Origin of the sequence: Furfurilactobacillus milii (assembly GCF_021654115.1) — a bacterium.
Classification (GTDB): domain Bacteria; phylum Bacillota; class Bacilli; order Lactobacillales; family Lactobacillaceae; genus Furfurilactobacillus; species Furfurilactobacillus milii.
This window is the reverse complement of the sequence record NZ_JAIWJF010000004.1, coordinates 149,423-163,790: the sequence shown is the minus strand read 5'-3', so window position 1 is coordinate 163,790 and position 14,368 is coordinate 149,423. Positions and strand designations below refer to the sequence as shown.

Genomic DNA, 14,368 nt, shown 5'->3' with positions numbered 1-14,368 from the left:
CCGAAGCTCGGTAAGGTTTAGGAGGTTAGAGAGAACATGAAATGGATGACTAAAAATCACGTTTGGGGATTATTAGGGTGGTTGATCGTTTTAGTGGCTGCCATCATGATGACACCTGATACGGGGAAGTTGGTGGCCGACAAGGGCCAAATTAAAATTCCTAGTACATATCAAAGTGTCCGCGCTACGCAGATGCAAAAAAAGTGGGGTAGCGACCAGAAAAATACGACGGCAGTTGTCGCGGTGTTCAGTAATGGTGATGACAAGCTGACACCCGCACAGAATGTTGCGATTGACCGAACTATTGATAAGCTAAAGTCTGATAAGTCAAAGTATCAGATTAAGGGCATTACAACTGCTCAAGACAGTGCTACCGCTAAACAACAGTTGGTATCCAAAGACAAGACAACGCAGCTGGTTCAGTTAAACGTTAAGTTGAGTAAAGCACACACGCGAAGTTTGATCCGTGATCAATTAACGAAGGCGGTTAAAACGAGCGGTGTGAAAACCTATGTCACTGGTTCAGATATTTTGAACCAAGACTTTTCAGATGCCACTCAGGCTGGGGTGCGAAAGACGGAGGTAATTGCGGCGATTTTCATTTTCGTGGTGTTGCTGTTAGTCTTCCGTTCACCGATCACACCGATTATTTCATTATTAACCGTCGCAGTATCGGGCTTGGTATCCATTAGCGTGGTTACCAACTTGGTCCAACACTTCAACTTCCCGTTTTCAAACTTTACACAAGTGTTCATTATCATTGTGCTATTTGGGATTGGAACGGACTACAACATTCTCCTATACAATCAATTTAGGCAGGAAATGGCGCACGGCAAGAATCCGCATGATGCAACTGCCAGTGCGATCAAGATTGGTGGGCGAACCATCTTGTACTCCGGTCTGTCCGTATTAATCGGGATGTCCGTGTTGGCGTTTGCCAAGTTCTCCCTGTACCGTTCGGCGGTCGGCATTGCCGTTGGGGTCGTCGTGTTGCTAGTAGTTTTGCTCACACTGAATCCGTTCTTTATGACCGTTCTCGGACCAAACATGTTCTGGCCGGTTCGTAAGTCAGCTGGTGAGGGTGACAGCAAGCTGTGGCACGCGCTCGGCAGTACGGCCATGATTCGTCCGATTTTGACGCTAGTTGTGATGGCGATCGTGATGGTTCCGTTAGCCTTAATGGGCCACGGTACGTTGGATTATGACAATACCGTTGAAATTGCTGACAATGTCCCTGCCAAACGTGGTTTTCAAGTGGTTCAAAAACACTTTTCAAAGGGGACTGCTGAACCGACAACGATTTACATTCAGAGTGATCATCGTTTGAACAATGAGCAGTCGCTCCAAATTATTGATCGTTTGACCAAACAATTGCAGAATTCAGCCGGCGTTAAAACGGTTTTGTCCGCGTCACAGCCTGGTGGTTCAGCCATTAAGGCACTGTATGTTCGCAACCAGATGGCGACGGTCACCAGTGGTTTAACTAAGTCACAACAGGGGCTGGACAAAATTAATAGTGGCCTGGGGTCAGCAAAACAGCAGTTGGACGGCGCTAATATCAGCGGTGGCGTTGATTCTGCTAATCAGTTAGCATCTGGCTCGCAACAGGTTGCCGCCGGAACATCAACCTTGAGTTCCGGAATTAATCAAGTAACCCAAGGTGTGAATGAACTGAACGCACAGCTTCAAAATAGTACAAGTGGTAGTCAACAGGCGCAATTGAAACAGTTAACTACGGCGTTACCACAATTGAATCAGGCCATCAGTAGTTTGAACAATCAGGTTAACGCTGCTTCAACTGGTTCGACCAGTGGCGTGACGAATTCCCTGACTAGTATCGGTAGTTCCGCCAGTGATATTGGCAGTCAACTGGGTGCCATTCAAAATGCGATGAAGGGCATTAGCGCGCCAAATGTTAACGCCGGTCAGTTAGTTGCAGCAATGCAGGGCCAAGGTGCTAACTTAAATGCTCAGCAACAACAAGTTGTCACGGCGACGATTGATGCAGCACTGAAACAGCAGAGTCAGGCCAGTGCTGGTTTGCAACAAACGTTGGCAGGTTCATTAAGCAAAATTGGTGCTGATGCACAAAACATTGGTAGCAGTGATCAATCCGTTGCTAGTCAATTACAGAGCCTGCAAGGGTCAACGCAACAATTGCAGCAAGCCGTTAGTCAGTTGAACACAGCCTCGAATCAAGTATTGCCGGCGTCTGCGACAGCAATCACGCAGTTGAGCGGTGGTCTCTCACAATTGAGTAGTAGCACCAATCAGTTAGCCAGTGCGATGGGGACGATCAATGGCAATACTGGTCAACTAGTCAGTGGCGCTAACCAAGTTGCGAGCGGAAACCAAGAAATGGCTTCGAAACTGTCACAACTTGGCGGTCAAACAGCTAGTTTGTCCAATGGCTTAGGGACCGCGACAGACGGGCTCAGCAAGATTTCCGCAGGTTCTGGTCAGGCGAATAAGTACTTGAGTGGTCTGCAACATGCCAGCGCAGCAGAAACCTACTATATTCCAGATGCGCAGTTAAAGAGCAAAACGTTTGCCCCAGTCCTTAAAACGTACTTCTCGCCGGATCGCAAGATCACGAAGATGACGGTCATTCTTAAGGACGATCCAAGCTCACAGACTGCGATGAAACGTTTGCCACGGTTGGAAGGCATTGTTCGTGGCGCTCTTAAAGGAACATCGATGAATAATGCCAAGGTTGCGTTTGGTGGTAGTACCTCGCAAACCAATGATATCAATGAAATGGCGGCTGGAGACTTTAGTCGTACCGCTATCATTATGTTAGCTGGAATCTTCATTGCGTTGATGTTTGTCACCCATTCATTGGTTCAACCAATCGCGATTGAGGGAACCTTGTTGATTGCTTACAGTGGCGCAACGAACATCGTACACTGGCTGGTGAAGGCATTCCTTGGTCAAAGCATGTTGACTTGGAACACACCTTTCTTTGCTTTCATTATGTTGGTTTCACTGGGTGTCGATTACAGTATCTTCCTCATGGCGAAGTACCGTGAGTTCCTGCATCAGCCAATTTCGACCGATGCTAAGATGCTCAAGGCAACGACGATTATTGGAACCGTGGTCATCTCAGCGGGGATTATCCTTAGCGGAACATTCGCAGCACTGATTCCGTCTGGTGTGATGACGTTGATTCAAGTGGCGCTAGTTGTGATTGTCGGGATCCTGTTACTAGTTATTTTGATTCCGATTATCATGTCAGCGGTGATGAAGATTACGTATCCAACACCGGAGTCACGGTTGAATGATGATCAAAAATAAAATATGTAATGTGGATTGAAAAAAGGAGACAGCTCTCAGCTTGAGAGTTGCCTCCTTTTCGTTATCGTTGTGGTGTTTTTGGTTGCGAGGGTAGATAAGCGTAACCGACTGTCAGCACAACAGAGATAACGACGAGCGTTACGTTAACATGATGGGGGCGGTATTGGCCGGCCAAAGGTTACCGAAAATAATAATTGCGTATCCAGCCATCGCCAGCAGCCATCCACCAAAATAATTTACTTTATGCCACACTTCTGGAGATCTATAAGTTGGTGGAATGCGAATACCGATTAAATGGTTTTGCGATACAAATAAACAGGAAAGACCAATCAAGAAAAAGAGAATGCCTATGCCGGTTGCCAAACTTGGCAGTAAAAATTGTGGCCTAGTAGCAAATACAGCCAGTAGTAAAACAAACCCTAACGTGTAAGTTGTTGGAATCTCAACACCCTTTGAAAAATTGGATTGTCGGTTTTCCATCCATATAGCACCAACACTCGTGGCACCAGCGCCAATCACTAAGATGACGATTAACGGTAATAGTGTTTGCCGAGTTGCTTGAATTAAGAGGTAAATGCCTAAAAGTCCATAAACAATAGATAAAGTGATAAAACTTGAGCGTCTTTGTAACAGCTTTCGCATGTAATCACGACCTTCTTAGCTGGCAAGTGAGGCGATATTTTTGTCACAAGTATAATACAAAGTGATAATTAGATGGCTCAATATGCTGCGTAAAAAGACAACATTTGTGACAGGCCATGAATTAATTTCACAAACTTGTTTTAAACGTAATTGTGTAAGCCAACGACACTTGTGAAAAACCGTTGTGAGAGCGTGTAAGCGTTGACATTCAATTTCGATATGTTTAAATTAAATTGTACACAATATAAATTCAACTTTAATTTTTTTGGAGGCCTTCACCATGAAAGTAATCATCGTTGGTGCTACACATGCAGGTACGTTTGCCGCTCAACAGATTTTGACTGAACACCCGGATTATGACGTCACAGTTTATGAACGAAACGATAATTTGTCCTTCTTGTCCTGTGGGATTGCTTTGTGGGTCGGAGGTCATGTGTCAGACCCAGACAAGATGTTTTATTCAAGTCCAGAAGCCTTGGCTAAACTTGGTGCAGACATGGAAATGAAGCATGATGTTACCGACATCGACACGGATAATCAAACCGTCACTGTTAAGGATTTGGAATCAGGCGAAGTCAGCGAGGTCGCTTATGACAAACTGGTTGTAACCACGGGTTCATGGCCCGTTATCCCACCAATCGACGGGATTGATAACAAGAATGTTTATCTATGTAAGAACTGGACGAACGCCAATGAATTGAAGAATTTGGCTGGCAAAATCAAGAGCGCCGTTGTAATTGGTGCTGGCTACATTGGTGCAGAACTGGCAGAACAATATGCATTGACGGGCAAGCAAGTGACCTTAATCGATGGTTTGCCACGAGTGTTGGCGAAGAACTTTGACAAGGACATTACGGACCGTGTGGAAAAAGAATACACGGATCATGGGGTCAAACTAGCATTGGGCGAAATGGTAACTGGGTTCAGTGGGGATGATCAAGTGACGGTTACCACCGACAAGGGTAGTTACACCGCCGACATTGCCATTTTATGTACTGGTTTCCGTCCAAACACAAGCTTGATGAAGGGCAAGGTCGACATGTTACCAAACGGTGCCATTGTGACCGACGAATACATGCAGACAAGCTTACCAAACGTCTTTGCAGCCGGTGATTCAGCTGCCGTTCACTACAACCCAACGCACAAGAATGATTACATTCCTCTGGCTACTAATGCGGTTCGCCAAGGCATTTTAGTTGGTCACAACATCGAAAAGCCAACAGTCAAATACCTTGGTACGCAGTCATCATCAGCCGTTGAGCTGTTTGGCAAGACGATTGCCGCATCAGGTTTAACAACAGAAGGAGCTAAAGCTCGCAACGTTAACGTGGACTCCGTGACGATTGAACAAGATTATCGCCCAGACTTCATGTTGAGTACCACACCGGTGCAATGTAGCTTAATGTGGGATCCTGAAACACACCGTGTCCTCGGCGGCGCCTTCTACAGTGATCACGATGTTTCACAATCAGCTAACGTCATTTCCATGGCCATCCAAACGGAAATGACAATCGAAACCTTATCCATGGTTGACATGCTGTTCCAGCCAAACTTTGACCAGCCATTAAACTGGATCAATGCGGTTGCAATGGCCGCGGTTGCCAAGGCTAACGAAAAGGTAACAAACTAATTTTATGAAATAAAAAAGCTGGTTCATTATCAGGGCTTAAGATTAAGGCCATGATAGTGAATCAGTTTTTGTGATTATTCTTATAGAGTGTGTAATATCCTAGAACTTCCAGAGTTAATCCCATGTATGTGATTTGGACAATATTGTTGTCAAACCCGATTGCAAAAGTCCCAAATAGCGCGACAACAAGTGTGAAGAGCATTAACAAACGTAAGACGAAATCTTTAGTCTCCATAATGGGGCCTCATTTCAGCGGATCTATTCAAATGAACTTATTTTACGCTCAGTATATCTGCCAAAACATTCACCTGTAAACAAAAAGCGTGTCTTATTGCAACAAAAGTTAATTTCCATCGTCAAAGATTGTGTAGTAACCAAACATTTCGGCCAGAATAGCGATATAGGAGAGTTGCACAACGAGACTATTATCGCCAATGAATAGTGTGCCAAAAATTGTCGACACTGCGGTCATTAAAATGAGTAATTTCAAAACTAGCTCTGTTTTTGTCATCATCAGCCCTCATTTCGTCAAAGATAACTTGGTTGTACAAATTAATCATTATTTGATAAAAGTTGTACTACGTTTAGCCAAATAAGGGTACTAATTTGTTTCGAACTGTTTAGTTACTTGGCCAAGTATTAGCCGTGTTAAAATTATTCAAGCCTTGCCAAGCTGATTTAGGTTGCGCGGCATCACCGATCTTTTTAAGGGCCGCGCCTTCATTGGCAGTTAGCTTAAGATGATCAGCTAGGCACATCGTGTTGATGTTCTGATAGACTGACCGTGCTTCGTTTTGTGGCGTCTGTTGTTGATGAGTCAACCTTTCACTGGATTGGTCAATGATTTCTAATAAGTGTTGACGATTATTCTCTTGTTCGTTTGCAGTGGCGACAGCCTTTCTGAATTCGCTGAAAAGGTTGAGGATGGCTTCTTGTTCGTTGACTGACATAATGATTCCTCCTATAAAGATTATGTATTATGAATGATTCAATAACAATGTACCACCAGGAGTCTTGTTCATACCAGTTGTAGTTATTTGTGACATATGTTATCTTGTTCGTATCAAACAAGAAGAGGTTGGAATGTATGAGTGTGATTAATCTTTAGTAACTAGTTTTTGAACGAACCCGAAACAAGGGTTAGTTTGTGCTGGACTAAAGGTTAGGACACTCGCACGCCAAACAAAATGGAGCCAAATCCATGATGGAGACCGTGTGAGTTGCTGAAACGCAATCAGCACGGTCTTTTTGTGCACTTTTTTCCGGCACAAATGCGGAGTTGTAGGAGAAACGAACCATCATGAATGAAGAAACTTATCAAAAAACAGACTTTAATGTTATTCGTCAGCAGGTTGCTAAAATTGCTACGAGTGAAGCAGCGCAGACACGTTTGCAACACATGACCATCCTAACGAACCTAGCTGAAGTTCAAGCATTGCAAACAGAAACGGTTGAGGCTAGGCAGTTACTTGATGCCAACGTACATTTGCCATTTCTGAGCCTGGATACGGTCCAAAATTTATTAACTAAGTTGCACCGTGGTTACTTACTTACGGCCGAACAGCTCGTGCAAGTTGCCGACTTTGTTCGTGGTAATGCTGATGTAGCCACGGTGCTCAAACGTAACGCAACGATTGCACCGACATTAGCCAGTTACGCGGACGCCTTAACGTCAGTGACCGAATTGGCGGACGATATTTATAACGTTATTCATAACAATCAAGTCATTGATGACGCAACGGGAAATCTGCGAAAGCTACGGCGACATCAACGCGACGTTCAGGCACAGGTCCAGGCGGTTGTCCAAAAGGCGAGTCAGCGATACGCGCGGATGCTTCAGGAACGGTTGCCAGTTACCAAGGCCGATCAGCTTGTGCTGGCCGTCCAAGCGACGTTTAAAAATCAGGTTCCGGGCACGGTTGTCGGTAGTTCTGCGACGGGATCGACGATTTACATTGAACCGCAAACTGCCATCAGATTGAATAGTGAACTGGCCGAAGTTACCAGTGGCGTCGAAGCTGAGGTTTATCAGATTTTGGCCGGCTTAAACGGTCGCGTTAGTGAATATGAAGCCACAATTTTACGTAATCTAGACGTCATCACGGCGTTAGATGAAATCATGGCTCGCGGCAAATACAGTGCCTCAATCAATGGTGTGCGCCCACGTCTGAATGAGCGCGATCAAGTGAGAATTGACAAAGGCCGTCATCCACTATTGGGCGAACACGCGGTACCACTATCTGTCCGGTTGGGATATGACCATCGTGGTTTGATTATTACTGGGCCGAACGCCGGTGGAAAAACGGTTGTCCTAAAGACAATTGGCCTCTTTATCATCATGGCGCAATGTGGACTACAGGTGCCAGCCGCCGATACAACTGAATTGCCAATCTTGCAGCAGATGTTTGCTGACATCGGGGATGACCAGAGCATTGAGAATGCGTTGAGCACCTTCTCGAGTCATTTGACTAATTTAACGGCCATCACGAATGCCATTAAACCACACAGTTTAGTTCTGCTCGACGAGATTGGTAGCGGGACTGAACCGAATGAAGGGGCAGCACTGGCTATTGCAGTGATTGAATATCTGTATCAGCATGGCGCACTCGTCGTTGTCACAACGCATTATGGTGAAATCAAACGGTATGCTCAGCAGCATCCTGCCTTTACCACTGCGGCGATGGCGTTTGATGAAGCGACCTTGATGCCGAAATATCAGTTATTGATGAATGAGGTTGGCGATAGTAATGCCTTTTGGCTGGCCCGTCGTTTGAAATTGAATCCAAATATTATCGAGCAAGCAGATCATTATCTAACTGACCATGATTATCGGACGGATATTTACCAGATGAAGGCCGTTCAACACGTTGAAAAACGTGAGCAAATTACTTACACACAAGGGGATCGTGTTCGTCTTAACACAGATGGCCGTCAAGGACTCGTCTATGCTCAAGACAAGCAAGCCGAAACGGTGACTGTTTACGTCAACAATCAGTTTGAAACGATTCCGGAACGGCGACTGACTCGACTAGGTAAAGCGGCCGATTTGTATCCGGCAGGATATGACATGACACGGTTATTTAAGAAGTACGATGACTATAAGTTCCAGCGTGATCTGGATCGCGGCTCAATGAAGGCGCAGAAGAAGCTGGACAAACAGATGCGTCAGCTACAAGATGATCGGCGCCAGTCATAATTCTAAACTGACGTGGTCATAAAACTGTCAATCAGTCCGAAACGGCGATAAACTATGAGCATGATTCAGTTTAAAAACATCAGTTAATGAGGTTATGCAAATGGCATACAAAGTTGATTTTAAAGAAGTTTCGCCAGTTGGTTTGGAAAGTTCACCGGTCGCCGATGCACTGGCAGGTTTGCGGGCAAACGAAGCCCGTTATTTCTGGAACAAATATAAGTTTGAATACGTGACCTACCCAGCCAGTGAAAAGCAGAAAGAAGTAGCCTGGTTTGAAAAGCTAATCAAGGTCGAACGCGATTTAACGTTCAGTGAGAAAATACTGGAAGTCGCCGTTTATGAAGACGATGCTCTGTACTGGCCAGAATTTTACTTTGAAAACGGTATGGTATTGAATGTGCTATACGAAAAAACGGGTGAAAAGCCCAAACGTGCTGTTGGTATCAAGCTAGCAGTAGGGGCACTAGTGCCACCTGAGTTGGAAGGTAAATTTAAGTTTGCTCATCAACGTTCTAAGTTAGCGGGCGAAATTCGTGGCAGCTTCTTTAAGGTAAAACAAACGTGGTTGTAGAAGTTCACATATCAATAACGGATTCTCATGCGGTGTTCATTTTGTCTTCACTTTAACTATGGTAAGATACCAACGTTATTTTTAATTTTGGGGTGAACATTGTGGACTATCGTGAATCATTAATGGCACAAGGAAGTCAGCATCAACGAACGGCTGGCTTCTATGGTTGGGCCAGAGAACACCGGCAACTCTGGCTGTGGTTAACGTTTGTACTCGTCGCCATAGCAGTGGAGCTGCCGTTTTTATTGAATAATCACCTGTTCGGCGGGTGGGACCAGCAATTCCACGTCAATCGTATCGAAGAACTGTATCTCTCTGCTAAAAATGGCGTATGGCATAACGCGATTAGCACATACACGTTTCGTGGCTCTGGTCTTGGCATTCAAATCTTTTATCCGTATGTCTTTCTGTATCCGTATGCGATATTGAGGTTGGTCGGCCTACCAGGGATTATGGCGTTATACCTAGGCAATGCTTTTTATATCATCGCAAGTTGCTGGATTTCATACTGGTGTATGCGCGTATTTCTAAAATTGCGAGCAGCACGGCGGCCAATCTCCGGGGCATGGTTATTCGCCATATTGTATAACCTGTCTGGTTACATGGTCTTTAATGAAACCGTGCGTTTCGACTTGCCCGAAGCACAATCAATGATGTGGTATCCCATCTTATTTTTGGGCCTATATCTCACGCTGACTGAACACCGACGTGGCTGGTTGCTGACAACGCTGGGCGCGACGATGCTCGTATACACGCACGTCTTGTCAGCCTTGTTAGCAGCAGGGATGGTCGTTGTTGTTCTAGCGCTTGGTTGGCGCTACCTTAATCGGTGGCAAACATGGCTGGATTTAGTACTCACGGGCGTAGTAACCGGTCTGCTAAGTTTGCCAGAGCTACTGGGGATGCTTGGTACCACGAAACAAGTAACAGTGGCCTCACCATTGATCGGTTCGCTGGCAAAACAGGCGATTTCACCCTTCATCGCAGTCGTCTTTGGTCTTGGCAATGTCACGAAAACGGGCTTGTTGACGCACGGCGTGACCTTGGGCACGATTGTCTTGTTGGCGCTTGTGGCGCTATGGATCGGTTTTCGTCATCTCGATCGGTTTGGCAAAACACTGGCGATTTTAAGCACGGTTCTGTTCTGGATGACAACAAAACTCTTTCCATGGCGTTTTCTGGAACATACGCCGATCAACCTAATTCAGCATCCGTGGCGGTTTTACACGTTTATCAGTTTCTTTGTCCTGGTCGCCTTTGTCATCCTCGTTGATCGCACGCAGTTACGTTTCAATTGGCAAGGTTGGATTGTTGGCTTATCACTGTTAATCACACTGGTAACGGGATTTGTTTACGCCAGCGTATCATCGCCAAAGGTGAGTGCCAATAGCTATGAACAGTTTGCGACGGATGCGAATTATTTCGATTACGCGCCCAAACGCAGTGTGCATCATCTGAAAGCTATTTATGCGCATCAGGCAGTGGTCTTGGAAAACGGTAAAGCCATTAGTCATCCACATGTGGAAATGACTGCACAGCCTAATGGGATGACCATTCGATTGTCAAAAACAGCAAGTGGTCACCAGGTAGACTTACCAGTCTTTAACTATGGCAGTCAGCATTATGTGGTAAAAACGGATGATGCCAAGGGCTTGCATGTGAGCGTTTCTGAACGTGGGACGGTACAGGTTCACGTGCCTGAGGGTACAAAGAGAGTTTCTATTGAATACCATAAATAAAAGTTTGCTGAGTGCTGTTCAGAAATGGACAGCACTTTTTTATTGCCCAGACGAAAATGTTGATCAAATTACGTATGTTAAGATATGAAGCAAAAATATTCCCAATACGTACTTAAATAATTGAAAAATAAACGTGTAGTACGTATAATCTGAAAGAAGATTAAATTATGACATCACTATCTAAATTTCCACAAACAGGTCGAGAATTGATCAGATTATTAAAATAATATGGTTGGCAGGATGCATTAGGTGCTGACCACGGTGATCACCACTTCATGACGCAACAGTATCAACGTACAAAAATCCCTATTAAAATGAGCCCAAGCAAGCTGCCCAAAAGCTACGTTAGGCTGGTTTTGTCTGAGGCAGGGTTAAAAGATTTATTTAAAGGAGGAAAGTAATGATGTCTAAGGATGAAGTGTTTTATCCCGCTATTTTTCACCATCAAGAGGACGGCGCTTTCACCGTTAAAGTGCCGGATTTAAAAGGCGCAGTGACGTATGGCGACGATATGATGACAGCGTTTCACAGTGCCCAAGACGTTATTGGCGGCTATTTGTTTTCTGAAAAACATTATCCAGAACCAACTGATGTCGCTGAAATTCCACTCATTCCAGGCGACCAACTAGTAATTGTGCCATTGGATCTCAATGAATATCGTAGTCGGGAGCAACAAACCAAAAAGGTGAAGGTGACTGTGACAATTCCTGAAGGTTTACGCGATGAAGCCCGAGAACGGCACATTGTGTTATCGCATGTGCTGACCGAAGGGTTGCGCAGAGAACTTGCAAATGACTAAATTTCTGATTTATTTTCAAACGGGGTCAATGGTATGCTTGATGTACTATTAGTGAAACATGTTATATAAGTGATAATAGACAACCTAGAATCTGCAATTCTAGGCTGTTTTCATATCTAGGGGGATGCAAGTGGAAATTCAATTAGACAATTTAGGGATGAAATTTGGTCAGATACAAATATTTTCTGAATTGAATGCAACGCTTAAGTCAGGTGGTCTCATTGGTTTGTTGGGACCAAATGGTGCCGGAAAGTCGACACTTATAAAAATATTGACGACGTTAGTCAAACCGACAAGCGGGGATGTTCGATTTGACGGGCAGAGCATTGTTCGCAAGCCGGGACGGATGCGACAAGTACTAGGTTATTTACCTCAGCAAGTCCCGTTTTATCCCAATTTAACGGCCGATGAATACTTGGCATATATTGCGAATATTAAAGGAATGTCACATAGGGATGTTCAGACACAAATTCACGCGTTATTGGAAAAAGTGAATCTTGAAAACACTGGCAATAAACAATTGAAAGATTTTTCAGGTGGCATGCAGCAACGAATTGGAATTGCTGCAACATTGCTGAATGATCCGCTGGTTATTATAGCTGATGAACCTTCGACTGGATTAGATCCCGAAGAACGTGTGGCCTTAAGAAATTTATTGGCTGAACTGGCAAGGGAACGATTGGTTATTATTTCGACCCATATCGTCTCAGATATTGAAGCAATTGCTGACGATCTGCTCATTTTAAATCAGGGGCATTTTATGTATCATGGCTCACCTAACGAATTGTTGAGGCGGAGTGACGGATACGTTTGGGAATACCCAATGTCTGAGCGTGGGCAGGTTTCAAATGATGAAGCTTCGCTAGTTTCTTTAGTTCAAGGAATTGACGGCATTAACGTCAGACAAATCGCTGCCCAAGTTGGCCAGTCAGACGCTCATTTAGTTGTTCCAACTCTAGAAGAGGCATACATAGGTGCATTGAACGGGGTGATACCACTATGAGTGCAATCATTATGGCAACATTCCACGAGAAAAGCCGTCATGCGTCATTTTGGGGAATTTGTGTTGCACTCGCTTTTTCTGTTGTTTTCATGTTTCCGAAGAGCTCAGGGGCGATGCGACCACTTATTATCAATCCCAATACATATGCGCAAGCAAATAATGCGACGTGGATACCTGTCAGTGTGAGTTTCATCATGGGGTTCTTCTTGCCATTGATTGGTGTTGCTTTTCTCAGAGATACGATTGCTCTCGACAGGATAAATGGTGTCATGACACTGATGATGACAACGAGAGGCAACCGAGTAAAATATATTTTTGGAAAATTCGTGAGTAATTTAGCGTTTTTACTGATTTTTTTACTGACGGTTATGAGTTTTACGCTATTGGGCTCTGGGTTGAAGTATGGCTTTGCAGCAGTTAATATTAGGCAATTTTTGATGCCATTTGTGATCATTATTCCAGGCCTGTGTTTCGTGGCAGCATTGACGTTATTAACTGAAACACTGCCAGGACTGAAAGGCTGGTTTGGCACAACGGGATTATTAGTGCTTATCGCCGTGATCTATGCTTCAGGAACTAGTTATCAGGGAACACCAAGTCATCTTCAACGAATCTTCAATTTGTCTGGGAGTCAGTATTTAGTCAGCAATATTAAGACTGCAATTGCCCAAACCTCGGGCCAATCACTAACATTGCTACGTGTGATTGGAAGTTCCACGGCTAAATATACGGGTAAGGTTAATTTAACATTTCCAACGATTCAACTAACGGGTACGGACGTTTTGAATATGGCGATACTTGTCGGTGCTAGCTTGTTGTTGGTTCTATTGGCCAGCATGTTGATTGAACGACGACCACAACAGAGAACAAAACTGCTACGTTTTAATCGCTTACAGAATCGATTTACGGCACTGATGAAGTTGCCGGGTTATACTCAATTTCGGTTGCTAACTGGTACAACACACAGTAGTTGGTTGGCAATGATCTTAATTGTCTGGTTACTGAGCTGGAGTGGCGATGCTATGCAGGCAACTCAACGAAATTTACCGCTATTATTTTTGATGGCTGTACCACTGTTTTCGCAGTTAGGCGTTCTAGGACAGCAAACCGGTGTTAACAGTCTCTTACGCACGATTCCAAACGGAAAATCGAAGGCCCTATTTCAAGAAGGTCTTGCCGGTGTGATATTAGCAGTTGTTTTAATCTTGCCTATTTTGACCAAGTTGTCGGCAAACTCAGCATTCTTACTAATTATTTGGGGGATTCAACTGGCTTTAGTTGCTCAGACGCTGGGTCTGGTGACAAGTAGTTCCCGTGCCATTCAGATGGTGATGATTGCCTTTTTCTATTTTTATTTAAACGGTGCACCTGTATTACCATTAAACGGTGGCGAATGGTTATTTGCCACGATGATTTACGCAATGTTGTGTGTCATCGCTGTGCTAGCGATGTTAAGTGAGTCGCGAGTACGTTTTATTAGGTAGGAACAAATAG

12 protein-coding genes are annotated in these 14,368 nt (G+C 44.5%); 8 read left to right on the top strand and 4 right to left on the bottom strand.

The features are described from left to right. The first annotated feature begins 36 nt into the window (after positions 1 to 36). Positions 37 to 3,294, top strand: coding sequence for an MMPL/RND family transporter (locus tag LDK34_RS06675; protein WP_236941597.1), 3,258 nt, complete (start codon positions 37 to 39; stop codon positions 3,292 to 3,294). A gap of 138 nt (positions 3,295 to 3,432) precedes the next feature. On the opposite strand, the gene LDK34_RS06670 is transcribed toward LDK34_RS06675, so the two are convergent. Further along, entirely contained in the window at positions 3,433 to 3,936 is a 504-nt protein-coding gene (locus tag LDK34_RS06670; RefSeq protein WP_178943243.1) for an SdpI family protein, read from the bottom strand. A 280-nt stretch (positions 3,937 to 4,216) separates the two neighbouring features. On the opposite strand from LDK34_RS06670, the gene LDK34_RS06665 reads away from it, so the two are divergent. Next, on the top strand, positions 4,217 to 5,566 hold the full coding sequence (locus LDK34_RS06665) for an FAD-dependent oxidoreductase (protein ID WP_178943242.1): 1,350 nt from the start codon (positions 4,217 to 4,219) through the stop codon (positions 5,564 to 5,566). 61 nt (positions 5,567 to 5,627) lie between these two features. Here LDK34_RS06665 and LDK34_RS06660 read toward each other — a convergent pair whose 3' ends face one another. From LDK34_RS06660 to LDK34_RS06650, 3 genes are all read right to left on the bottom strand, one after another. Next, complete coding sequence (locus tag LDK34_RS06660; RefSeq protein ID WP_178943241.1) at positions 5,628 to 5,801, bottom strand: hypothetical protein; 174 nt, start codon at positions 5,799 to 5,801, stop codon at positions 5,628 to 5,630. Positions 5,802 to 5,909: 108 nt separating this feature from the next. Beyond that, positions 5,910 to 6,077, bottom strand: a complete 168-nt coding sequence (locus LDK34_RS06655) for a hypothetical protein (protein ID WP_236941596.1) — start codon at positions 6,075 to 6,077, stop codon at positions 5,910 to 5,912. A gap of 109 nt (positions 6,078 to 6,186) precedes the next feature. Beyond that, positions 6,187 to 6,516, bottom strand: coding sequence for a bacteriocin immunity protein (locus tag LDK34_RS06650; protein ID WP_178943239.1), 330 nt, complete (start codon positions 6,514 to 6,516; stop codon positions 6,187 to 6,189). 350 nt (positions 6,517 to 6,866) lie between these two features. Between LDK34_RS06650 and LDK34_RS06645 the strand changes: the two genes are divergently transcribed. From LDK34_RS06645 to LDK34_RS06620, 6 genes are all read left to right on the top strand, one after another. Beyond that, the gene (locus tag LDK34_RS06645; protein ID WP_236941595.1) at positions 6,867 to 8,762 is read left to right on the top strand and encodes an endonuclease MutS2; all 1,896 of its coding nucleotides are present in this window, start codon (positions 6,867 to 6,869) and stop codon (positions 8,760 to 8,762) included. 100 nt (positions 8,763 to 8,862) lie between these two features. After that, complete coding sequence (locus LDK34_RS06640) at positions 8,863 to 9,333, top strand: DUF8821 family protein (RefSeq protein ID WP_178943237.1); 471 nt, start codon at positions 8,863 to 8,865, stop codon at positions 9,331 to 9,333. A gap of 101 nt (positions 9,334 to 9,434) precedes the next feature. Next, the gene (locus tag LDK34_RS06635; RefSeq protein WP_178943236.1) at positions 9,435 to 11,072 is read left to right on the top strand and encodes a glycosyltransferase family protein; all 1,638 of its coding nucleotides are present in this window, start codon (positions 9,435 to 9,437) and stop codon (positions 11,070 to 11,072) included. Positions 11,073 to 11,472: 400 nt separating this feature from the next. Beyond that, entirely contained in the window at positions 11,473 to 11,871 is a 399-nt protein-coding gene (locus LDK34_RS06630; protein ID WP_236941594.1) for a type II toxin-antitoxin system HicB family antitoxin, read from the top strand. 124 nt (positions 11,872 to 11,995) lie between these two features. Next, the gene (locus LDK34_RS06625) at positions 11,996 to 12,874 is read left to right on the top strand and encodes an ATP-binding cassette domain-containing protein (protein WP_178943234.1); all 879 of its coding nucleotides are present in this window, start codon (positions 11,996 to 11,998) and stop codon (positions 12,872 to 12,874) included. Beyond that, a complete protein-coding gene (locus LDK34_RS06620) occupies positions 12,871 to 14,358 on the top strand; it encodes an ABC transporter permease (RefSeq protein ID WP_236941593.1) in 1,488 nt (495 codons plus the stop codon). The genes LDK34_RS06625 and LDK34_RS06620 overlap by 4 nt, the downstream gene beginning before the upstream one ends. Positions 14,359 to 14,368: the final 10 nt, after the last annotated feature.

Bases quoted from the DNA above. Each gene is read 5' to 3' on its own strand.
- LDK34_RS06645 (WP_236941595.1), top strand. From the start codon at position 6,867: ATGAATGAAGAAACTTATCAAAAAACAGACTTTAATGTTATTCGTCAG.
- LDK34_RS06625 (WP_178943234.1), top strand. From the start codon at position 11,996: ATGCAAGTGGAAATTCAATTAGACAATTTAGGGATGAAATTTGGTCAG.
- LDK34_RS06670 (WP_178943243.1), bottom strand. From the start codon at position 3,936: ATGCGAAAGCTGTTACAAAGACGCTCAAGTTTTATCACTTTATCTATT.
- LDK34_RS06620 (WP_236941593.1), top strand. From the start codon at position 12,871: ATGAGTGCAATCATTATGGCAACATTCCACGAGAAAAGCCGTCATGCG.
- LDK34_RS06660 (WP_178943241.1), bottom strand. From the start codon at position 5,801: ATGGAGACTAAAGATTTCGTCTTACGTTTGTTAATGCTCTTCACACTT.
- LDK34_RS06655 (WP_236941596.1), bottom strand. From the start codon at position 6,077: ATGACAAAAACAGAGCTAGTTTTGAAATTACTCATTTTAATGACCGCA.
- LDK34_RS06630 (WP_236941594.1), top strand. From the start codon at position 11,473: ATGATGTCTAAGGATGAAGTGTTTTATCCCGCTATTTTTCACCATCAA.
- LDK34_RS06640 (WP_178943237.1), top strand. From the start codon at position 8,863: ATGGCATACAAAGTTGATTTTAAAGAAGTTTCGCCAGTTGGTTTGGAA.
- LDK34_RS06675 (WP_236941597.1), top strand. From the start codon at position 37: ATGAAATGGATGACTAAAAATCACGTTTGGGGATTATTAGGGTGGTTG.
- LDK34_RS06665 (WP_178943242.1), top strand. From the start codon at position 4,217: ATGAAAGTAATCATCGTTGGTGCTACACATGCAGGTACGTTTGCCGCT.
- LDK34_RS06650 (WP_178943239.1), bottom strand. From the start codon at position 6,516: ATGTCAGTCAACGAACAAGAAGCCATCCTCAACCTTTTCAGCGAATTC.